The organism is Auritidibacter sp. NML130574, assembly GCF_003185725.2.
GTDB lineage: Bacteria > Actinomycetota > Actinomycetes > Actinomycetales > Micrococcaceae > Auritidibacter > Auritidibacter ignavus.
On sequence record NZ_CP031746.1, the window covers coordinates 692,963 to 714,910 of the forward strand.

Here is a 21,948-nt window from a genome sequence, read left to right on the forward strand (position 1 = left end):
CAGGTGCGCCGGCATGCCGGCCCTCTGCTGAGATTTCCCCGCACCGACGCTGAGGCGTCTTCACGATAGCGAGGTCGTTCTCAACATCCAAAGACCATTAGTTAATAAACCATATCCATTCGGAGTCCCTACTACATGACCACTACTACCAATGCCCCACAGGTTGCCGTCAACGACATTGGAACGGAAGACGATTTCCTCAATGCCGTCGATGAGACCATCAAATACTTTAACGATGGCGACCTGGTGGCTGGCACCGTCGTCAAAGTCGACCGCGACGAGGTCCTGCTCGATATCGGCTACAAGACCGAGGGTGTGATCCCGTCTCGCGAACTGTCCATCAAGAACGACGTTGATCCCGACGATGTCGTGGCGGTGGGCGACTCCATTGAAGCCCTGGTGCTGACCAAGGAAGATAAAGAAGGCCGTCTCATTCTGTCCAAGAAGCGTGCTCAGTACGAGCGGGCTTGGGGCGACATCGAGAAGATCAAGGACGAAGACGGTGTGGTCACCGGTACCGTCATCGAGGTGGTCAAGGGTGGCCTGATCCTTGACATCGGGCTGCGTGGCTTCCTGCCGGCATCCCTGGTTGAAATGCGTCGCGTTCGCGACCTGGCCCCCTACATCGGTCAGCAGCTGGAAGCTAAGATCATCGAATTGGATAAGAATCGCAACAACGTGGTGCTGTCCCGCCGTGCCTGGCTGGAGCAGACCCAGTCCGAGGCTCGTTCGAACTTCCTGCAGGCTTTGCAGAAGGGTCAGGTCCGCAACGGTGTGGTCTCCTCGATCGTCAACTTCGGTGCCTTCGTGGACCTGGGTGGCGTCGACGGTCTGGTTCACGTTTCCGAGCTGTCCTGGAAGCACATTGACCACCCCTCTGAGGTTGTCGAAGTGGGCCAGGAAGTCACCGTTGAGGTCCTCGACGTCGACATGGACCGTGAACGCGTCTCCTTGTCGTTGAAGGCCACTCAGGAAGATCCGTGGCAGCTGTTCGCCCGTACCCACGCTCTGGGTCAGATCGTGCCCGGTAAGGTCACCAAGCTGGTACCGTTCGGTGCTTTCGTCCGCGTCGAAGACGGCATCGAAGGTCTGGTGCACATCTCCGAATTGGCACACCGTCACATCGATACCGCCGAGCAGATTGTCTCCGTCGGCGAAATCGTCTACGTCAAGGTCATCGACATCGACCTGGAGCGTCGTCGCATCTCGCTGTCGCTCAAGCAAGCCAATGAGGGCGTTGACCCCGAAGGCACCGAGTTCGACCCGGCCCTATACGGTATGGCCGCCGACTACGACGAAGAAGGCAACTACAAGTACCCCGAGGGCTTCGACCCCGAGTCCAACGAGTGGATGGAAGGCTACGAAGAGCAACGTGCTGCTTGGGAGCAGGACTACGCCGATGCTCAGGCCCGCTGGGAAGCTCACAAGGAACAGGTTGCTCGCCACCTGGCCGACAGTGCCGAAGCTGCCGCAGCTGGACCGGTCGACACCGGCCAGGCTTCGTATTCTTCCGAAGAAGAGCACTCCGATGCTGATGACGCCGGTACCCTGGCGTCCGATGAAGCGCTGGCTGCTCTGCGTGAGAAGCTTACCGGCCACTAAACATTGCCTGTCCAGTTCGTCGAGCCGCTGACTGAGATGAACTGTCGAGAACAGTGGGCCCGAGGGAAACTTCCCTCGGGCCCACTGTTTTGATGATGGCTACCATCGCTACGATGACATACGCTAGGCCTCAGACGACGGGGTGGTCTGAGCCTGCCGAGCACGGCGGATGAATGCTTCCATCAGGTGCCGATCCTTGACCCCTCGTTCCTTCTCCACCCCGCTGGAGACGTCGAGCCCCGCCGGATGGTAATTTCGGACCACCTCGGCGACGTTCTCGGGATGGAGCCCACCGGCTAACACCACCGGAATCCTGGCCTCGTGAATCCAATCTGGGGGAGCGGTAAAGGACCCGGTGCCGTGGCTGATGTCGTAGAACCAATACTCGACATTAGGGTGGGCATCGGCACGGGTGGGGGCTTCAGCTGAGGCCACAGCCAAGTGTGTTGGCCGAGGATCATACTCATAGAGTTGGACGGCATCGACAAGATCGAGAGCCTGTTCCACCTCGGTAAAGGTCATCCCCACTGCCATCGTCCGAATCCTGTTCCGGGCTACCCGCGCGAGATCAGCCAGTTGCTCAACCGGGACATACCGAGGTGAGTTCCGAACACACATGAAACCCACCGCATCGTAGCCGAGCTCAGCTGCCCATTCGACATGCTCCGCCCGGGTCACTCCGCACACTTTGATCAACATTGATGGGTGCCTTTCCTCTCTTGCGCTTATCATGAGAATAGCCTGGCTGGCCTAGCGGATGACTTCAGAGATAGTCACCGTAAAGGATTTGGTCCGCGCCAACTGTGTCGTCGGACCCACCAGACGTTCCAGCTGCGGACGATACTGTAGCCCCGAATTCCATACGGCCACCAATAAGCCGTTCGCGGTCAGCACCCTGCCCGCTGCGACAAACAGGTCGAGTGCAATCTGCCGGGTCACCGCCGAGGACCCGTGATGGAAGGGTGGATTCAACACCACCAGATCAACCGACGCATCAGCAAGTTGCTTCGTATCGGGCTGGTGGTAGACCGCGAAGCGACTGTTATTGTCCAACCCGTTCGCCACCAGGGTCGCGCGCGTTGCACAGACAGCGGCAGCTGAATCATCGGTGGCAATAATCTGCGGGATGGAGGTCTCCAATCCCAGCACGGTAGCCACCGTGCCATTACCACTGCCCAGATCAACGGCTGTACCCGCACCTCGGATAGCATCCTGGAAAGCATGGGTGGTTCCCAAAATCGTCTCCAGCATCAACCGGGTACCCGGATCAACCCGGGCGGCACCAAACGTTAGCCCGTAGGCGCGCAGTGCCAGCTCGTGGTCAAGCACCCGGTCGGTGTTCACCCGGGGGATCCGTGGTGGGATCTGGCGTGTCGCATCTGGGAGGTGTGGGTCACGGGCACGAATAACACGGGCCTTATACGCACCGCGCGAGGCCGAAACGTGCCCAAAATATTGGCCCAAACGGTCATTAACCGACCGTTGCAGATCTTTCTGTCGTGCCCCGGCGAGTAACACTACGGTCTCCTCGGCCCAGCGGGCCACATGCCATGCGGTTTCCTCCACCGCTTCCAACGGGCGCGGCAACCGATACAGCACCGTGCCGGCACCCTGGAGGATCTCGCGGCTCACCACATCATCCCACGGTTCGTGGGCGAGATCGGCTTGTGCCCTGAGCCGATCGAAGAGTAGCGCCGAATCTTGCACCACGCGCAGTGGCATGCCCCGGCTTCTCAGCTCCGCGGCCACTGTTCCCTCGGTCTCGTTCACCACCACGACGGGCAGATCCCGATAGCTCGGTGACTGCTCGAGTAGCTCATCGAGTTGGTCGAGCAAGAGTCGATCGACACCGGTGGCAACACGGTGCGTCGGTGATTGAGGGTGATCGGTCATGAGCTGATATCCATCAATTGCGTGCCGGTTGCTACCGGATGGGCAGCTCCCGAGGTGATCGTGGCCAGATCAGTCCGGAGTTTCTCCACTGCACCGCGTTCGTCGCGGGTACCGAGCTGAATGTGGGCCGAGGTGCCACCATAATTGGTCCCAAACACCTCGACACCGGTGGCACGCAACTCGTTCTCCCACCGACCGGCATCGGCGTGCGGTGCGGCAACCTCATACAACAACACCCGCGCCCGACGTCGCACCACTGTGGACTCGAGCCCAGCGACAACGGCATCCGTATAGGCACGGACTAGGCCACCGGCACCGAGTTTAATCCCACCAAAATATCGCACCACTGCCACCACCGTGTCGGACAGATACCCGTCGAACCGAGGGTGAGTGAAACTATACAGGGCTTGCAGCATCGGGATCCCGGCGGTTCCGGCCGGTTCACCATCATCACAGCAGCGTTGTACCGTCCGATCCGGCCCCAGAATAAAGGCTGAACACACATGTCGAGCCCCGTGGTGGTGCTTCCGGATTCGCTCGATCACCTCACGGGCAGCAGACTCGCTCTCAACCCGGTGCACATAGGCGATGAATTCAGATTTCTTGATCTCCAACCGGACTCCGTCGGTCTCGCGCCTGGCGGCGGGGACCAGATAGGATGAGCACTGTGAATCGGGCATAGTCGACAGTCTAGGCGGTTTCGCCAGCTGAGCCCGAGCTCGCCCACCATCCAGGAGGACCTCGATGACACACCTCGGCCTGACCGGAGGAATTGGATCCGGTAAATCGACGGTGGCGAAGATGCTGGCCGAGCTGGGCGCAGTCATCATTGACGCCGACGCCATTGCCCGGTCGCTGATGGCCCCTGGTCAACCGGTGCTACAGGAAGTGGTCGAGCATTTTGGTGAGCACCTTCTCGACGAACACGGACAGCTGGACCGTCAAGCCCTGGCCTCGATCGTGTTTAACGACGACCAAGCACGCCAAACACTCGACTCGATCGTCCATCCGGCGGTCCGGGCTGAGACCCTGCGCCAGATTGAGGCTGCCACCGCGGAAAGCTCAGGGGAGACCGTGCTTATTGAAGACATTCCCTTACTGGCCGAAACCGGGCAAGCGGAGCGTTTCGACGGAGTGATCGTGGTGACATGTGATCAGCAGACTCGACTAGAGCGGCTCACCACCCATCGAGGGATGGACCCTGTCGATGCCAAAGCCCGGATGGAGTCCCAAGCCACCGACGCCCAACGCACCCAGATCGCCACGTGGGTCATTGACAATTCCCAATCGCTGGAACACACACAACAACAGGTCAGCGAACTCTGGCAGTCGCTGTACTCCGCCCGGTGAGTTCACCCACGTCTGACAGGGGCGGAGTGACAGTCAAGCCCAACCGCTCGATAGCGGTAGGTCATGGTATAGCGAAAAGATCTTAATTGTGCAACACGGTCGTGTTGCCGATCTGAGCCGGGTATCTCAGAGCTATTCTAAGCGCATGCGTAATATGGCGTCATATACAGCGGAGCGACCGGCATCGACGACGGTGTCCGCCGATGGAACCAACACGAGCTCCCACACCGCCGCACGACCCCCACGGTTGCGTGGCTTTGATGGGTTGCGGGCCATTGCCGCCATGGCCGTCTTGGTGTATCACCTCATTCCCGGGTGGGCTCCAGCCGGCTTTGCCGGTGTGGATATGTTTTTCGTGCTCTCCGGCTTCTTAATCACCGCCCTGTTGCTCCAGCAACTACACCGTCACGGACGGCTTGAGCTCAAGAGTTTCTGGTTGCGTCGCTTCCGTCGGCTGGTGCCGGCCGTGGTCGTTACCCTGATCGGTGCCTCCGCTCTGGCTCTGGCGGTCGGCGGCGATGCACTCGTGTCCTTGCCACGCCAGTTGGTTGGTGCATTGACCGGAACCTATAACTGGGTCGAAATCGCCAATGGTGCAAGCTATTTTGAACAGAACTCCCCGTTGCTGTTCACCAATATGTGGTCGTTATCCGTGGAGCAACAGTTCTACGTCTTCTGGCCCCTCATCGTTGCGTTGCTCGTCTTTTGGTCCCGGTCCCGACGACTCGCCGTCGTCTTCGCTGTTGCCGCGACGTCGATCGTTGCCCATGTCTGGTTGTCTGGGGTTGACCTCTCCCGTGCCTACATGGGTACCGACACACACCTCTGGGGTCTGATGTTGGGCGCCGGCATCGCCTTAGCGATCCCGGGTGCTCTGAAGATGCCGATCAATCCTACGCGCTATCCCACCCTGTGGGGCGTGGGCGGTTGGCTGGGATTGCTGGCTGCCATCACGATGATGATGGTCCTACCCGAGTCCCTGATGTATCCCTGGGGGATGGTTGCGATTAGTGTGGCCGTAGCCATCACAGTCCGCAGTCTGCTCAACGATGTGGCCCCGTCTCAACCGGCCCTGGCGTTGACCGCCATCCTGGAGAACCCGGTCCTGGTGTGGTTGGGCGTGCGCTCTTACGGGATCTACCTATGGCACTGGCCGCTGTGGGTGCTGATGTACTACCTCAGCCCGACGATGAACCCGCTGCTGGCAGCACTGCCGATCATCGTGCTCAGCATCGTTTTCGCGGAGCTGTCCTACCGCTTCATTGAAACCCCCATCCGCACCCACGGGTTTTTGACCTGGTGTCGTCAGCTGGTAGCGCAAATCACGCAGCTGATGCCGGTAGCCAAGGTCGCAACCATTGCGGGTCTGGCCGGGGTATTGATCGCTGCGGGTTCCGCCATTGCCGTATCGCCACAACAATCCAGCGCCGAGCGAGCCCTGCAACAAGCTGCCGGGGATCAAGACCGCCTCGTGATCGGCTCTGAGTCCGACGATGAAGCCCAGGACGAACCAGGCCAACAGCCCTCGGAGCAACCTTCGGAACAACCCGCCGAGGACCCATCCGCTGCGCCCAGCGACTCCGCTACAGAAACTGCTGAGGATACTGCCACCGAACACGCCTCACCGGTCGGTCATCCCGGCCCAGAAGTCACTGGAGAGAACATCACGATGATCGGTGATTCTCTCCTCGTCGCTGCCGGAAAGACCCTGAATCAGGATTTTCCCGGCATTTATCTCGATGCAGAGATTTCCCGCTCCATCCAGTCTGCGCCGGAGATCTTGAACCGGTTGAAGTCCGAGGGCAAACTGCGACCCTATGTCGTGGTCGGGCTGGCCACAAACGCCGTCATTAGCCAGGATCAGATCGAGACCATTCGCGAGATCATCGGTCCCGATCGGCGCCTGGTGTTGGTGACCGGTTATGGTCCGTCTCGGGCAACCTGGATCGACCCGGCCAACCGGGCCATCCGGGAAGCTGTGAAGAACCACGACGATATTTACCTGGCCGACTGGAATAACGCCATCCAGGACCACCTTGACTTGCTGGCCGATGACTCGGTGCACCCCAAGGACCAGCAGGGACGCGCGCTGTACAGTCAGACCGTCGAAAAGGCCTTGGCCCGGGCTCAGTCGGGAGAACCGCAGGTCTCCTAACGGGTTGCTGGCACGTTCGCTCTGGGTCTGACGACCGGGCTTTTGCGGTGGCAGACCGGGGGGAGAAGAGTAGGGTAGAGGCATGAGTCTGGCCCAAGAAATCACCCGGCAAGTTGCGCCCTTCAAGGTGGAATCTCCCTATCAACCCTCTGGCGATCAGCCACGTGCTATCGCCGAATTGGCTGAGCGTGTCAGTGGCGGGGAAAAAGACGTGGTGCTGATGGGGGCCACCGGCACCGGTAAATCTGCGACCGCGGCCTGGACCATTGAACAACTTCAGCGTCCCACCCTGGTGATGGTCCAGAACAAGACTCTGGCCGCCCAGCTGGCCAATGAATTGCGAGACCTGCTTCCGCACAACGCGGTCGAGTACTTCGTTTCCTACTACGACTACTACCAGCCCGAGGCCTACGTCCCGCAGTCGGATACCTTCATTGAAAAAGATTCCTCCATCAATGAGGAAGTCGAACGCCTCCGCCACTCAGCCACCAATGCCTTGCTCACCCGCCGGGACACCGTGGTGGTCTCTACGGTATCGTGCATCTACGGTTTGGGTACCCCGGAGGAATATATCCGCCAGATGGTCACCCTCAAACGGTGCCAAGAGCTGGACCGGGACGAATTGTTGCGTCAGTTCGTGAATATGCAGTATGTGCGCAATGACCACGACTTCCACCGTGGCACCTTCCGGGTCCGTGGCGACACCGTAGAGATCATCCCGATGTATGAAGAGCTTGCGGTCCGTGTGGAATTCTTCGGCGATGAGATCGACTCGATCCAGACCCTGCACCCGCTGACCGGTCACGTGATCCGGGAAGAAGACGAGATGTACATCTTCCCGGCCTCCCACTACGTGGCCGGTGATGATCGGATGGCTCGGGCCATCGAGTCCATCGAGGATGAATTGCGCGTGCGACTGGCAGAGTTAGAGGCCCAAGATAAGTTACTCGAGGCTCAACGGTTGCGGATGCGCACCACCTACGATCTCGAAATGATGCAACAAATGGGCTACTGCAACGGGATTGAGAATTACTCGCGCCATATTGACGGCCGTGGTCCCGGCTCTGCTCCACACTGTTTACTCGACTATTTCCCCGATGACTTCCTGTTGATCATCGACGAATCCCACGTGACCGTGCCCCAAATTGGCGGAATGTATGAAGGGGATATGTCGCGTAAACGCACCCTGGTCGATCACGGGTTCCGGTTGCCCTCAGCATTGGATAACCGGCCACTGAAATGGGATGAGTTCCTCGAGCGCATCGGCCAAACCATTTACCTGTCGGCCACCCCGGGCCCCTACGAGCTGGCCCAAGCCGACGGCGTGGTGGAACAGATTATTCGACCCACCGGACTCATCGACCCCGAGGTCGTGGTCAAGCCCACCAACGGCCAGATCGATGACCTGATGGACGAGATCAATCAGCGAGTCGAGCGTGACGAACGCGTGCTGGTTACTACCCTGACCAAGCGTATGGCCGAAGACCTGACCGAATACCTGATCGAGCACGGGGTCAAGGTCCAGTATCTGCACTCCGATGTCGACACGCTCAAACGGGTGGAGCTGATGACCCAGCTACGCAAGGGCACGTTCGACGTGCTGGTCGGCATTAACCTCTTGCGCGAAGGCTTGGATTTGCCCGAGGTATCGCTGGTGTCAATCTTGGACGCCGATAAGGAAGGATTCCTGCGCTCAACCACCTCGCTGATTCAGACTATTGGTCGTGCCGCCCGCAACGTTTCCGGTCAGGTGCATATGTACGCCGATAAAATCACCGACTCGATGCGACAGGCTATCGACGAAACCAACCGTCGTCGTGAAATCCAGCAGGCTTATAACACCGAGCACGGTATCGACCCGCAGCCGTTGCGTAAGCGCATTGCCGACATTACGGACCAACTGGCCCGTGAGGATGCCGACTCCGAAGACTTCCTGTCGGGCATGGGCGGGGTCAAGGCCGGCTTTGATTTTGGTGAGGGACACCGTGGCTACACCTCGATGATCACCGATGAACAGAAATCCCAACAGGCCGATCGTGAGGGCCAGCAGGCCGTGAAGATTGCTGCCCTTCCGGCCAAGGATCTGCAGGACTTGATCGACAACATGTCCCAGCAGATGCATCAGGCCGCCACGGATCTGCAGTTCGAACTTGCCGCACGCCTGCGCGACGAGGTGGCGGAGCTCAAAAAAGAACTGCGTCAGATGAAACAAGCCGGACACGCCTAATATCATCGTCGAGATGCTACAGTAGTCCACGAACAGGGGAGTATCCCGATCTTTCTCGCGAACGTCAGCACGTGGAGATTATTCTCAACCGGGCGCGAGGCTTGAGCAGAGACCATCAGCTCAAGTGGGAGAGACTTGTGATTCATTCTCGTATCCTCAAAGGAGCTTCCCTGTGGAAATCAACCTTGTGACCTGGTTGGTCACCATTGCGATCATCCTGGGGTTATTGGCTTTCGACTACTTTGCCCACGCTCGGAAAGCCCATACCCCCACGATCAAAGAAGCCGCGATTTGGTCCTCCATTTACATTGGACTGGCGTTGCTGTTTGGCCTGGTATTTTTCCTCTTCGGCGATACCTCCCACGCCGTGGAGTACTACACCGGGTTCTTACTTGAAAAGTCACTATCGATCGATAACCTGTTCGTGTTCATGATCATCATGAGCAACTTCCAGGTACCGCGCGAGTACCAACAAAAGGTGCTGTTGTTCGGTATTACCTTCGCGCTGATCTCCCGGACGATTTTCATCCTCCTCGGTGCAGCCGTGATCAACGCCTGGTCGGATGTGTTCTACGTCTTCGGTCTGTTCCTGATTCTGCTGGCCGGCCAGCAACTCAAGGGCGAATTGACCTCGGCCGACGAGAAGTCCAATGAGGCCGAAAACATTATGGTGCGCACCGCCCGTCGGATTTTCCCGGTCTCACACGATTATCGCCAGGACAAACTGTTCACTAAAGAACGTGGCAAGCTGATGATCACCCCGATGTTGTTGGTCATGATCGCGATCGGTGCCACCGATGTGCTCTTCGCCTTCGACTCGATCCCCGCGATCTATGGTGTCACCCAGGAGCCCTATATCGTCTTCGCCGCCACCGCTTTCTCGCTGATGGGCTTGCGCCAGCTGTACTTCCTGATCGATGGCTTGCTGGACCGTCTGGTGTACTTGGGATACGGTTTGGCAGCCATTCTAGGCTTCATCGGCATCAAGCTGGTGCTACACGCCCTCCACGAGAACAGTTTGCCGTTTATCAACGGTGGGGAACCGGTGCCGGTTCAAGAAATTCCGACCGAGATGTCGTTGGTGGTTATTATCGCCATCCTGCTCATGGTGGTTGTCACCTCGTTGACCTCGAAGAAGGGCAAGGCGCTGATCGCATTGCAGAATGCGGAGAAGTTCTCCTTCCGGTATTCCAAGCTGGATGACTCCACTACCGAGCAAGAGCGCGAGAAGGCCGCTGCGAAAATGGATGAGTGGACTGAAAAGGCCCGTCGGGTCGAGTATAAATACCTAGACGAGCTGATCGAACATAAAGACCAATGGTCCAGCATTATCCGTCAGGCCCACGAGACCCGACTGGAAGACGTCCAACGGTCCGGCCGTTCCGCCCCGGTCTCACAACAGGTGGTCAACGAGTCCGGCTCGATTATTGACCCGCCGGACGACATCGAGGACTCACACGATTCCGCCGAGAAAGAGGGTGCCCGAAGCCAAGACTCGACTCGTCGCTAACCAGCGGGCTGACGGACGCCGTGCTTACCGGTCGTGAATCATCGTGTGCAGGCGGGTGAAGATTTTCGCCCCCGCCTGGCCGATCCCGTCATGATGGTAGGCATCGGTCTCCCACACCTGTAGCTTGGCCACCCGTCCGGCGGTCTCCAGTGACAGGTCGCGATCGACGTAGACATCGTCACGATAGACCGCTGCAGCCACCGGCACCTGGTTCGCTGCCAATTGCTCGAGGTCGTATAACCGGCCCCACCCGGTGTGTTGCGCAATCAATTCGGTCGCCTCAGCGATCGGAATCAGCGTCGGATCAGTGCGGGTATACCACCGGTAGCACATCTCACCGGTCAGCCACGGGGTCTGCGTGACCTCAGCATCGAAGTCTGGATACTCTCTCAGCATCCGTTCGGCCGCCCAGTTGGTGGGCTCGGCGGCTTGATCCGGCTGAGCGTAGATGGCTTCGTGCAGGATCAGATACAGCGGATTTCTGGCCCGGGATACCTGCTCATATACCGCGTGCAGAAAGTGATCGCTGAGCTGATCAGTCCCCGGGATGAACGCTTGCTCCAGCACGTAGTGCAAGGTGTCAACCCGGGTATTGCCACCCAGCATCATCCCCAGGGTTTGCACGCGAGGGACGGTGAGCTCCGACCCATCGGGAAGGACCACTCCGCCGGCACGAACCCGCTGATACACCCGTGCCAACACCCTCAGATCCTCCGGGTAACGGTCGAAGTATTCCTGGTTGCGGGCCCGCATCCGCGCGTAGGTGGCCCGATAGACGCGGTCGGCCGGTCCAGACAGTGGGGCTAGACCGCCGGTGATTAAGCTACCGCGCAAACCCTCAGGGGCGAAGCTGAGGTAGCTGAGTGTACAGAATCCGCCAAAGGACTGGCCGAGCGAGACCCACGGCTCGATGCCGAGACCTGTTCGGAGGGCTTCAGCATCGGCCACAATATCCGGTGCCCGGAAATGAGTTAGGTAGTCCGCCTGCGCGGACGCATCCCCACGGGCACGCAACGTGTGATGATTCAGTGGGGTGGACAGACCGGTGCCACGCTGGTCGAGCATCATCACCCGGTAGGTCTTCAGTGCCTCGGCCAGCCATCCTCCGATGGTGCCCGGCCGTTGACCGGGGGAGCCGGGTCCGCCCTGGAAGTAAATCAACCACGGCTTGGTGTTGATCTCGGAATCCGGGTCATCGTCGGGGTGGCGAAACTCGCGAGCGGTGACCCACAGCATCTCAGGATCGGTTACTGCGCCGGCTTGGTGGTGATCAACCGGAACCTGCACGCGGTGGGTGCGCTGCCGGTACCCATCCTGGCGGGTGGTGAACTCACTGGAGTTCACACCGGTGCTCATCGACGAGACGGACTCCACGGAATCACTCCTTTACTGTATGTGCTAGCCTTCGATTGGTTCACCCACCGATAGCATCGTGATCGCTGGGGCCCCCTGCTCGTTGGAGGCCGCCAAATGCACCACAGCATTCAGTGCCCAGTCGTAGTTTGCCTCGGGATCCACGAGCACTTGGGTAATACTCCAGTAATCACCGGGGCTGGCCCCGAGATCGTCCAACTCGCCAGGGCCCAGCTGCGGCTCGGTGTTGATCCGTAATAACTTCGGGTCGCGTGCCGAGGCGGTATCGTCCAGGTCCTCGTAGTCGGCGAAGAAATCATCCAGCGCGTCGGCCCAATTATCGCTGGTGAACGGGATGGCGCCCTCAGGCAGATAATCCATCCCTTCCAGCTCCGCGTCCTTCTCTGCCCCAAAGAGCTGTACCCGCCGAAACATGGCATTGCGGATCATCACCCGGAACACGCCGGTCTGCTCGGTGAGCTTCGGAGGGCTGGGAGGCTCAGGATTCTCATATTCTTCTCGCGCCTGGTCGATATCGCCGGCAATCAGGTCCTCCCATTCCTCTAACAGCGAGGAATCGGTGAACCGGATCATGGTATCCAGCCAGTCCTGGATCATCTCGATCTCGGCAGTGCGCACATCCTGGGGGATAGTCTGGCGCATGGCCTTCGCCGCATCGGTCAGATACCGCAACACCACGCCTTCAGAGCGAGCCAAGGAGTAAAAGCTGACGAACTCGCCAAAGCTCATCGCACGTTCGTACATATCGCGCACCACCGACTTAGGTTCCAGCTCAAAATCTTTCAGCCAGGGGGCTGCCTGCGCATACACCGCGAACTGTTGCTCGAGAAGCTCACCGAGCGGTTGCGGGTAGGTGGTTTGGTCCAAGATGTTCATCCGCTCGGTATACTCCAGCCCCTCGGCCTTCATCTCGGCCATCTTCTCGTCCTTGGCCTTCTTGGTCTGGGCAGACAGAATCTGTCGTGGCGAATCCAGGGTGGCCTCCACGATCGAGACCATATCCAGGGCATACGTGGGGCTGTCCGGGTCCAATAGCTCAAACGCCGCCAAGGCAAATGGCGACAGCGGCTGGTTCAGTGCAAAATCCGGTTGCAGATCTACCGTGATCTCGAGTTGACGACCAAACTCATCTGGGGTGTCGGATTTGACCAGCACGCCTGTGGCCAGTAACTCGCGCAGGATGCCGATCGCCTCTCGCTGTAATTGCGCCTGCCGAGCAGGGGTCTCGTCCGAGCGCGTGATCAACCGACGCACATGCCGGACCGGGTTCCCCACTCGTTCGACCAGGTTCAACACCATCGAGTGGTTGATCCGCAGCTGCGAGACCATCGGCTCCGGCTCAGCAGCGACCAGCTTGTCGAAGGTCTTTTCCGACCACGACACAAAACCTTCCGGCGGTTTTTTCTTTGCCGAGGACTTGCTGGACTGTTTGATGCGCCGGGCCCGCTCCTGCGGATCTTTAATGCCGGCAAATTTCTGTTCCAATTTGGCCTGCTCGGCTTGATTCTCAATCACATGCTCGGGTGCTTGAACGACCACATAACCGGCAGTATCAAAACCGGCACGTCCGGCCCGGCCGGCGATCTGGTGAAATTCGCGAGCATTCAGGTGCCGGGTTTTGCGCCCATCAAACTTACTCAGCGCGGTGATCAACACGGTGCGAATCGGCACGTTAATACCCACACCCAGCGTGTCGGTACCGCAGATGATTTTCAGTGTGCCCTGCTGAGCGAGCTTTTCAACCAACCGGCGATACTTGGGCAACATTCCGGCGTGATGAACTCCGATCCCGGCCTTGAGGAGCCTTTTCAGCGTCTTGCCAAACCCGGCCTGGAAGGGAAAGGTCTCCAGCTGTTCGGCCAGTTGCGCTTGCTCTGCTTTGCTCAGGACCGCCAGCGAGGAGAGATTGCTGGCCTGCTCAACGGCGTCCAGTTGCGAGAAGTGCACAATATAGATCGGTGCCTGATCGGCTGCCACCAACTGTTCTGCCCGGTGGACCACCGACTGCTCGGAGTAGCTAAAGTGCAACGGAATCGGCCGGGTGGCGGCGGTAACGGTCACAGTGGGCTTGCCGGTTGCCTCGGTGAGGCGCTGTTCGAACCGGGTGGTGTCGCCCAGGGTGGCGCTCATCAGCAAGAACTGGGCCTGGGGAAGCTCAATCAGCGGGACCTGCCAGGCCCAGCCACGGGCCGGATCGGCGTAGTAGTGGAACTCGTCCATGATCACCTGGCCGATGTCCAGTCCGGTGCCTTCCCGCAGGGCCACATTCGCCAGAATTTCCGCGGTGCAACAAATAATCGGCGCCTGAGCATTCACCGAAGCATCCCCGGTGATCATTCCCACGTTCTCGGCCCCAAAAATATCCACTAGGTCGAAGAATTTTTCTGAGACCAACGCCTTGATCGGTGCGGTGTAGTAAGACACCTGGTGGTGGGCCAACGACAAAAAGTGCGTGGCCAAAGCCACCATCGACTTCCCAGATCCGGTCGGGGTGGCCATAATGACGTTCTTGGATTCCAACAGCTCGGTGACCGCCTGGTCCTGGGCCGGATACAGCGTGATGCCACGGGAGCCGACCCACTGCGTGAAACGGTCGTAGAGCTCAGCCGGATCCTGGGCGGTGCGGTCTTGGTGGTCGGGAAGAACGTCAGTCAAAAGCATCATCTCGTACTCTACGGCAGTTGCGCGCTCGCTTCAGTGGCCGTAGACCGGCACCGCAGAGCCGGCACCCAGACGATCTGTTTCTTTGCGTGTCAGTGCCCCATCGGCACCACCGTTGCGCGGGTCTACGGTAGAGGTATGGAGAATTTCATCTGGGATCCTAGCCAGTATGCTGTCTTCGCCGGGCACCGGGCCCGTCCCTTCTATGATCTCAGTGCTGCGATCTACGCCGATCAACCCCGCACCGTGGTGGATATGGGATGCGGGCCCGGGAACATGACCCGCACCCTGGCCCAACGGTGGCCGCAGGCGGAGGTCATTGGTCTGGATTCCTCCCGAGAAATGGTTCAAGAAGCTCGCCTCAGCCTTCAGGACGACCCACAGGCCCCCACGAACCTGCGGTTTGAGCACATCGAGGCCGAACAGTGGGAGCCCGATGCCTCGGTGGACGTGGTGGTCTCCAATGCCATGTTGCAGTGGATACCCAACCACCGGCAATTGATGGACCGCTGGTTGGGGCAGATGTCACCGGGTGCCTGGTTTGCGATGCAGGTCCCCGGCAATTATTCGGCACCCTCCCACAGGACGATTGCCGAGCTGGCGAATCGGCCCGAATATGCTGAAGCCTCCCAACGGACCTACACCGGCGAATCGATCTACACCCCGCGAGAATACACGCACACGCTGATCCGTCGGGGATTCCGACCCAATGTGTGGGAGACCACCTATCACCAGGTACTGACCGGGGAAGAACCGGTCTACAACTGGGTAAAAGGTGCCGCCCTGCGTCCGGTGCTCCAAGGTCTTGCCGAGATTGATGAGCGCGACGGCTCCAATCTGCAAGCCGCATATCTGAGTGAATACCGAGAGCGGATGTTGCACGACTACCCGCCCTACACCAGTCCGGATGGCACCGTGGTCACCATCTTCCCGATGCGCCGGGTGTTCGTGGTAGGCCATAAAGAGCTGGACTACACCATCTAACCATCGGTACCGCCAGTACCGCTCGTCACCGGATCAGCCCGGTCTTGGGCCGGGTTACCAGCCGCGTTGTTTCCACTCGTCCAAGTGCGGACGCTCCGCGCCCAGGGTGGTGTGATCGCCATGTCCAGGCAACACCACCGTGTCGTCGGGATAGCGATCAAACACTCGCGCGGTGACATCGGCAAACAGTTGCGCAAAGCGTTGGGGGTCCTGGTCCGTATTGCCCACACCTCCAGGGAAGAGCGAATCACCGCTGAAAATCACCGGCGACTCGTCGTCGTCCGCTCGATAGGCCAGGGCTACCGATCCCGGGGTGTGCCCGCGCAATCCAATCACATCCAGGCTGATCCCGTCGAACTGGGCGGTGTCACCGTGGTGGAGCACCACGGTCGGAGCCACGCCGGTAGCTTCTGCAATGGCCTCGGCATCGGCAGCACCGGCCGCGGTCGGTGCCCCGGTGGTCTCGGCCACCGCGGCCAGCGCCCGGATGTGGTCCCAGTGCTGGTGGGTGGTAATAATGACCGCCACGTGCGGTTCACAGGGGGTATCGGCACGGGCGGATTCCAGCAGCTCGTCAATGGCCTCGGGGAAGTCGGCAGCATCAATAAGCACTTGCGTACCGGAACACTTGGAGGTCAGCAGGTAGACGTTATTGCGCATCTCGGAGACCCAGCGGCTGCGGATGGTGACCTGTGGCAGGTCCGCGATCACGCGAATCTCACCGGCTGCGGGGTGGTTGCTGGGCTGGGTCGAGGTATCGTGACTGGGCATAGCGCTCAGTTTAGGGTCTGGGTGGGCTGACTGTACAGGTCAGCACCGACGCGCTCAGGGCCGGATTAGCTGTCGGCAAACATACCGGCAGACCGGACTACCATAGAGCAGGTAGGCTTGTCGGCTCCGCGCTGTGTCACTGCCTGTGCCCTGGTAGCACAGCGGGAGAATTCCTGATCACGAGCTGCTCGCGATCTGACTGACAACGACCTGAGAACAACTGCGACCGTGTAAGTCGGAGAGGACCTAGACGATACCGTGACCACTACCTCGACCGGTTCAGAGAACTACTCGCTGGCCTCGGGACCCCACCCGGGACAGACCGTCGCTCACCATGATTCGGTCGAAGCCGACCGGATCATTGTGGCCGGCGCCCGTGAGCACAATCTGAAAAATGTCAGTATCGATATTCCTCGCAATGCTTTCGTGGTGTTTACCGGACTATCTGGCTCCGGTAAGTCGTCCTTGGCGTTTGACACCATCTTCGCCGAGGGCCAACGCCGGTACGTGGAATCACTGTCTGCCTATGCCCGGATGTTCTTGGGCCGTGTCGATAAGCCCCAGGTTGATTTTATTGAGGGACTCTCCCCGGCGGTATCGATCGACCAGAAATCCACTTCGAAGAACCCTCGGTCCACCGTGGGCACGATCACCGAAATCCACGACTATATGCGCCTGCTGTGGGCCCGGATCGGGACTCCGCACTGCCCGGAGTGCGGTGAGCCTGCCTCCCAGCAGACCCCGCAACAAATCGTCGATCAGTTGCTGGAATTACCGGAGAAAACCCGCTTCCAGATCCTGGCCCCGGTGGTGCGCGGCCGCAAGGGCGAATTCGCCGACCTCTTTGCCGAGCTCTCCCAGCAAGGCTTCTCCCGCGCCATCGTGGACGGAGAGCAGATCCAGCTGGCCGAGGCCACCAAGCTGCAGAAACAGTACAAGCACAATATCGCCGTGATCGTTGACCGGCTGGTGATCCGCGACGGTATCCGCACCCGACTGACCGACTCGGTCGAAACCGCCCTGAAACTTGCCGAGGGGATCTTGGTCGTCGATTTCGTCGACGTCAAAGCCGAGATTGACCCGGAGAAAAAGAACACCGCCGAATGGGTCGCCGAAGATGAGCAGGGCCGGGCCAAATATCGGTCGTTTTCCGAAAAGCTGTCCTGCCCCAACGGGCACGTGCAGACCATTGACGAAATCGAACCCCGCTCGTTCTCCTTCAATAGCCCCTTCGGCGCCTGCCCGACCTGTACCGGTATCGGCTCCCGGTTGCAGGTTGATCAGGACTTAGTGATCCCAGACCCGGATCTGAGCCTGGAAGAAGGCGCGATCGCACCCTGGCACATGGGTAAAGCCGCCTCCCAGTATTGGCAACGGCTGATGGCAGGTCTGGCCGATGAGCTGGGCTTTTCGATGACCACCCCGTGGAAAGAGTTGCCCGCCAAGGCCAAAAAAGCGCTGTTGCACGGCAATAATTACAAGGTCGAAGTGGCATACCGCAACCGGTGGGGTCGGGAACGGCGTTACACGTCCGGTTTCGAGGGCGTGGTGGACTACATTAAGCGCAAATACGCCGAAACCGAATCCGATCACGCCCGTGATCGGTATGAGTCCTATATGCGCCAGGTGGCCTGCCCGGATTGCCACGGTGCCCGGCTGAACCCCACTTCGCTGTCGGTGATGGTTGGGGGAAAATCAATCGCCGAGGTCTCGGCCATGCCCATGGAAGACACCATTGACTTCATGGAGAACTTGCAACTCAGTGACCGGGACGCCAAAATCGCCGACCAGGTGCTCAAAGAAATCAACGCCCGGTTGCACTTCTTGATCGATGTTGGTCTGGACTATCTGAACCTGGAACGCCCGGCAGCCACTCTCTCGGGTGGTGAAGCCCAGCGTATCCGGCTAGCCACCCAAATCGGATCCGGTCTGGTCGGGGTGCTCTACGTACTCGACGAGCCCTCGATCGGGCTCCACCAGCGCGATAACTCCCGCCTGATTGGCACATTATTGCGCCTGCGGGATTTGGGCAATACCTTGATCGTGGTCGAACATGATGAGGAAACCATTGAAGCTGCCGACTGGATTGTCGATATTGGCCCGGCTGCCGGACGGGCCGGGGGAGAGGTGGTCCACTCCGGTTCGCTCGAAGATCTCAAAAACAACACCCGCTCGATCACTGGCGACTATTTGGCTCATCGACGCACCATCGACGTTCCCGCGACCCGCCGACCGATTGACCGCCAGCGGATCGTCCGAGTGGTCGGCGCCCGCGAAAATAACCTCGATAACGTCACCGTCGACTTCCCCTTGGGAACTTTCATCGCGGTGACCGGTGTCTCCGGATCGGGGAAGTCCACCCTGGTCAATGAGGTCCTGTACAAGGTCATGGCCAATGAACTCAATAACGCGCGCCTGGTGCCGGGCCGGCATAAGAAAGTCACGGGTCTGGACCAGTTGGACAAGGTGGTCCACGTCGATCAGTCCCCGATCGGACGTACGCCTCGGTCCAACCCAGCTACCTATACCGGCGTCTTCGACGCGATCCGTAAGTTCTTCGCTGACACCCCCGAAGCAAAAGTGCGTGGCTATCAGCCCGGCCGATTCTCCTTCAATATCAAGGGTGGTCGCTGTGAGGCCTGCTCCGGTGATGGCACACTAAAGATCGAAATGAACTTCTTGCCGGATGTCTATGTGCCCTGCGAGGTCTGTCACGGAGCCCGGTATAACCGCGAAACTCTCGAGGTCCACTATAAGGGCAAAAATATTGCCGAAGTGCTGGATATGCCGATCGCTGAGGCCGCCGAGTTCTTCTCCGCCTACGGAAAGATCTCTCGTTATCTGAACACACTGGTCGATGTCGGCCTTGGCTACGTGAAGCTAGGCCAACCGGCGACCACACTATCCGGTGGTGAAGCTCAGCGGGTCAAACTCGCCACCGAACTGCAAAAACGCACGGCAGGGCGGGCGGTCTATGTGCTTGATGAACCGACCACTGGCCTGCACTTTGAAGATATCCGTAAGCTGTTGTTGGTGTTGACTCGGCTGGTTAATAAGGGCAATACCGTGATCACCATCGAACACAACCTGGACGTGGTGAAATCAGCCGACTGGATTATCGATATGGGACCCGAAGGCGGTTCCGGTGGTGGCCAGGTCGTCGCCACCGGAACCCCCGAACAGGTGGCCACCGTCCAGGGGTCCTATACCGGTCAATACCTGGCCCCGCTACTCCATGGCGCACAGGACTAACCACGTGGAGGATTCCCCGAGTCCCGAGTCCTATTGACAGATCACCCGAGGCCATGCCGAGTAGGTCCAGGTCCAGGACTCGTCATCGGTGTTGCCCTCAGGATCGGTACGCGAGCGTGTGACGTCCACGGTGAACCCCTGTCGGCCACCGGCTTCCGGAACACAGTTGGGTTCGCTCGAGGTGATGGTCTGCGAATTGGTGTAGTTATACGGCTCTGAGGTTGACATCGACACATCGTAGTAGTCGTTGCCCCACACGCGCACGTGAACTTTCTCATCGTCCAGCCACATTTCGACAATCACGGGAGCATCGGTGTCATTGAGCCAGCGGACGTTGATTTGGCCTTCCCAGAATGTCGATTCCCGGCCCTTAGGATAGCGGTCAAACCAGCGCGAGTGGGGACGGTGTTCTTTAATGTCCATCCCCGATAAGAAGCCAGCGTTATAGGCCATGGTCGCAATTTGCGAGACACCGCCACCGACCGCTTGCGCGGTCACACCCGACTGGACGACACCGGAAGAAACGTAACCGTTGGCTTCGGTCACCGGGCCCAGGGCCTCGGCCAGGTTGAATTCCTCGCCGGGCATCACCACGGTCCCGTTGACGCGTTCAGCACCCACCTCAAGGTTCGGCGTACGCGTGGGATCATCCGGATACGGCGTCGAAAACTCTGCGACCTCGTGGGTGACATCCCAGGCTTCAGCATCCTCTGTGGTCACCTCCGGATCCTGGGATTTGACCTCGACTTCGACACTGCGGGTCTGATCCTGCGCCAGGTCCTGCTCAATAGCGTCAGCGACTTCCTCACCCGCTATCCCGGTGCCGCTTTCTCCCGGGACTACCTCCGGACGAGCCGATCCAGCCTTTCCACTGAGCTTGACCGTCGCATCGGTAGCCGAGGAAGCGAACCCGTCCTCATTGGCCTCCAGCGATGCGACCAACGAGTCCTCGTCCAGTTCCAAAGACGGTGTCGCATCGCCGGTGCCCTCGCTCGATGACTCCTGCATCGACGCTGTCGAGCCCGTCGAGTCCGTTGATGCCTCAGATTCCTCGCTATCTTCCGAACTGTCTGCGGTGGCTGAAGGGCCCTGCATTCCGGTGTCCACCTGGGCTGCTTCCCCCAACTGCTCCGGGGTGAGCTCAGTGGAGGCCTCGCCGGCAGTGACCGTATAAGAGTCAGCGACGAGTGGTTCGGCGGTGTTTTCCACGAAGCTCTGCCAGGTGTCAGCGGAGATTTGAGGCTCCAGGGTCTCGCCCTGAACATGGATCTCCTCGGATTCCTGCAACCAGTTCTCCTCCACGTGACTTGCGAGCCCTTCGGCGGTGATTCCCACGCCCGACACGGGAGCCTGGTATGCCACGTCACCGGCGTTGAAGGTCACCGACCCTTCGACGGGTTCCTGGCTCATCTGCTCGGAAAGACCGCGCAGCGCCTCGGTGGCCTGAGATTCATCGATCGTCGTCTCCGCCTCACGGTGGCCTTCACCGGTGAGGCGTTGCCACAACACCACCGGGGAGAAATTCAGGCCACGATACTCCTGCAGTACACCGTCGACGTCGTAGTCCAAGCCAATCTCTTCGGGCACCACGGTGGCGGTCACATCGTCCTGAGTCGCATCGTCTACTGTGGGGGTTTCGTCCCCCGTGGCACTGTCCTGGGACTGGATGTCTCCCACCAGGGTCAACTCACGAGAGGCTCGTTCGTCCAACTCGTCCTCGACCTTCTGCTGGGCTTGGTCAACATTCATGCCCGACACATCGATTCCCTCGACGGTGAAGTTCGCTGGTAGGCGATCCTCAAAAGCCATGGCAGTGCCGACATAGACGCCCACGCCCAACACGACGATGCCACCGCCCAGCACCCATGGCCAGATGCGTCGTGAGCGAGGGGACTCGGTGGCAGAGCCGGCCGAATCGTGATGGGCAGCGGGATGATCGTGTTCAATGGGCATACTGTGTGATTCCAGAAAATTCTGTGCACTCTGAGTGCACATATGGTGATCGATGGGAGCAGTCGGAGCCTGTACAGGCTGGCAACACCTAAGGATTGTACCGAGGAAAATCGCTTCCGCACACTGCAACGATGCGTGTGTTGGGATCGTAGTGACCCGACGGTAGCGCTCCGTAAGGTGAGCTGATCACGCAACGGTGCTGGTGCTGCTGGTCAA

Annotated in this window: 14 protein-coding genes; 7 read left to right on the forward strand and 7 right to left on the reverse strand. The window is 59.5% G+C overall.

Going from position 1 to position 21,948, the window contains the following annotated elements:
* The first annotated feature begins 135 nt into the window (after nt 1–135).
* The gene (rpsA, locus tag DCC27_RS03225) at nt 136–1,602 is read left to right on the forward strand and encodes a 30S ribosomal protein S1 (protein ID WP_110098273.1); all 1,467 of its coding nucleotides are present in this window, start codon (nt 136–138) and stop codon (nt 1,600–1,602) included.
* Between the two features lie 123 nt (nt 1,603–1,725).
* Here rpsA and DCC27_RS03230 read toward each other — a convergent pair whose 3' ends face one another.
* From DCC27_RS03230 to DCC27_RS03240, 3 genes are read right to left on the reverse strand one after another with little or no spacing between them, the layout of a single operon-like run.
* Complete coding sequence (locus DCC27_RS03230; protein ID WP_168186067.1) at nt 1,726–2,301, reverse strand: hypothetical protein; 576 nt, start codon at nt 2,299–2,301, stop codon at nt 1,726–1,728.
* Nucleotides 2,302–2,352: 51 nt separating this feature from the next.
* Nucleotides 2,353–3,495, reverse strand: coding sequence for a class I SAM-dependent methyltransferase (locus DCC27_RS03235; protein ID WP_110110103.1), 1,143 nt, complete (start codon nt 3,493–3,495; stop codon nt 2,353–2,355).
* A complete protein-coding gene (locus tag DCC27_RS03240) occupies nt 3,492–4,175 on the reverse strand; it encodes a YigZ family protein (RefSeq protein WP_110110104.1) in 684 nt (227 codons plus the stop codon). Before DCC27_RS03240 ends, DCC27_RS03235 begins: the two co-directional genes overlap by 4 nt.
* Before the next feature lie 64 nt (nt 4,176–4,239).
* Between DCC27_RS03240 and coaE the strand changes: the two genes are divergently transcribed.
* The 4 genes from coaE to DCC27_RS03260 all read left to right on the forward strand — a co-directional run bounded on the left by coaE (nt 4,240) and on the right by DCC27_RS03260 (nt 10,737).
* A complete protein-coding gene (coaE, locus tag DCC27_RS03245) occupies nt 4,240–4,845 on the forward strand; it encodes a dephospho-CoA kinase (protein ID WP_110110105.1) in 606 nt (201 codons plus the stop codon).
* Between the two features lie 154 nt (nt 4,846–4,999).
* Entirely contained in the window at nt 5,000–7,000 is a 2,001-nt protein-coding gene (locus tag DCC27_RS03250; RefSeq protein ID WP_168186068.1) for an acyltransferase family protein, read from the forward strand.
* Between the two features lie 82 nt (nt 7,001–7,082).
* Nucleotides 7,083–9,227, forward strand: a complete 2,145-nt coding sequence (gene uvrB, locus DCC27_RS03255; protein ID WP_110110107.1) for an excinuclease ABC subunit UvrB — start codon at nt 7,083–7,085, stop codon at nt 9,225–9,227.
* A 172-nt stretch (nt 9,228–9,399) separates the two neighbouring features.
* Nucleotides 9,400–10,737 carry a TerC family protein gene (locus DCC27_RS03260; protein WP_110110108.1) on the forward strand — a complete coding sequence of 446 codons (1,338 nt, stop codon included), beginning with the start codon at nt 9,400–9,402 and terminating at the stop codon, nt 10,735–10,737.
* 24 nt (nt 10,738–10,761) lie between these two features.
* On the opposite strand, the gene DCC27_RS03265 is transcribed toward DCC27_RS03260, so the two are convergent.
* Together DCC27_RS03265 and DCC27_RS03270 are read right to left on the reverse strand one after the other, a co-directional pair.
* Nucleotides 10,762–12,093, reverse strand: coding sequence for an alpha/beta fold hydrolase (locus DCC27_RS03265; RefSeq protein WP_110110200.1), 1,332 nt, complete (start codon nt 12,091–12,093; stop codon nt 10,762–10,764).
* A gap of 42 nt (nt 12,094–12,135) precedes the next feature.
* The gene (locus DCC27_RS03270) at nt 12,136–14,772 is read right to left on the reverse strand and encodes an RNA helicase (RefSeq protein WP_110110201.1); all 2,637 of its coding nucleotides are present in this window, start codon (nt 14,770–14,772) and stop codon (nt 12,136–12,138) included.
* Between the two features lie 138 nt (nt 14,773–14,910).
* On the opposite strand from DCC27_RS03270, the gene DCC27_RS03275 reads away from it, so the two are divergent.
* Nucleotides 14,911–15,756: a methyltransferase domain-containing protein gene (locus tag DCC27_RS03275; protein ID WP_110098281.1), complete on the forward strand. Its 846-nt coding sequence runs from the start codon at nt 14,911–14,913 to the stop codon at nt 15,754–15,756.
* Between the two features lie 54 nt (nt 15,757–15,810).
* Here the strand turns inward: DCC27_RS03275 and DCC27_RS03280 are convergent, their stop codons facing one another.
* On the reverse strand, nt 15,811–16,527 hold the full coding sequence (locus DCC27_RS03280) for an MBL fold metallo-hydrolase (protein ID WP_110110109.1): 717 nt from the start codon (nt 16,525–16,527) through the stop codon (nt 15,811–15,813).
* Nucleotides 16,528–16,821: 294 nt separating this feature from the next.
* Here DCC27_RS03280 and uvrA point away from each other — a divergent pair, with 294 nt between their 5' ends.
* Complete coding sequence (gene uvrA, locus DCC27_RS03285) at nt 16,822–19,779, forward strand: excinuclease ABC subunit UvrA (protein ID WP_110110202.1); 2,958 nt, start codon at nt 16,822–16,824, stop codon at nt 19,777–19,779.
* A 30-nt stretch (nt 19,780–19,809) separates the two neighbouring features.
* Here uvrA and DCC27_RS03290 read toward each other — a convergent pair whose 3' ends face one another.
* Nucleotides 19,810–21,732 carry a VanW family protein gene (locus tag DCC27_RS03290; RefSeq protein WP_168186069.1) on the reverse strand — a complete coding sequence of 641 codons (1,923 nt, stop codon included), beginning with the start codon at nt 21,730–21,732 and terminating at the stop codon, nt 19,810–19,812.
* Nucleotides 21,733–21,948: the final 216 nt, after the last annotated feature.

Coding starts and splice junctions, on each gene's coding strand:
- rpsA (WP_110098273.1), top strand. CDS start 136: ATGACCACTACTACCAATGCCCCACAGGTTGCCGTCAACGACATTGGA.
- DCC27_RS03230 (WP_168186067.1), bottom strand. CDS start 2,301: ATGTTGATCAAAGTGTGCGGAGTGACCCGGGCGGAGCATGTCGAATGG.
- DCC27_RS03235 (WP_110110103.1), bottom strand. CDS start 3,495: ATGACCGATCACCCTCAATCACCGACGCACCGTGTTGCCACCGGTGTC.
- DCC27_RS03240 (WP_110110104.1), bottom strand. CDS start 4,175: ATGCCCGATTCACAGTGCTCATCCTATCTGGTCCCCGCCGCCAGGCGC.
- coaE (WP_110110105.1), top strand. CDS start 4,240: ATGACACACCTCGGCCTGACCGGAGGAATTGGATCCGGTAAATCGACG.
- DCC27_RS03250 (WP_168186068.1), top strand. CDS start 5,000: ATGGCGTCATATACAGCGGAGCGACCGGCATCGACGACGGTGTCCGCC.
- uvrB (WP_110110107.1), top strand. CDS start 7,083: ATGAGTCTGGCCCAAGAAATCACCCGGCAAGTTGCGCCCTTCAAGGTG.
- DCC27_RS03265 (WP_110110200.1), bottom strand. CDS start 12,093: ATGAGCACCGGTGTGAACTCCAGTGAGTTCACCACCCGCCAGGATGGG.
- DCC27_RS03270 (WP_110110201.1), bottom strand. CDS start 14,772: ATGCTTTTGACTGACGTTCTTCCCGACCACCAAGACCGCACCGCCCAG.
- DCC27_RS03275 (WP_110098281.1), top strand. CDS start 14,911: ATGGAGAATTTCATCTGGGATCCTAGCCAGTATGCTGTCTTCGCCGGG.
- DCC27_RS03280 (WP_110110109.1), bottom strand. CDS start 16,527: ATGCCCAGTCACGATACCTCGACCCAGCCCAGCAACCACCCCGCAGCC.
- DCC27_RS03290 (WP_168186069.1), bottom strand. CDS start 21,732: ATGCCCATTGAACACGATCATCCCGCTGCCCATCACGATTCGGCCGGC.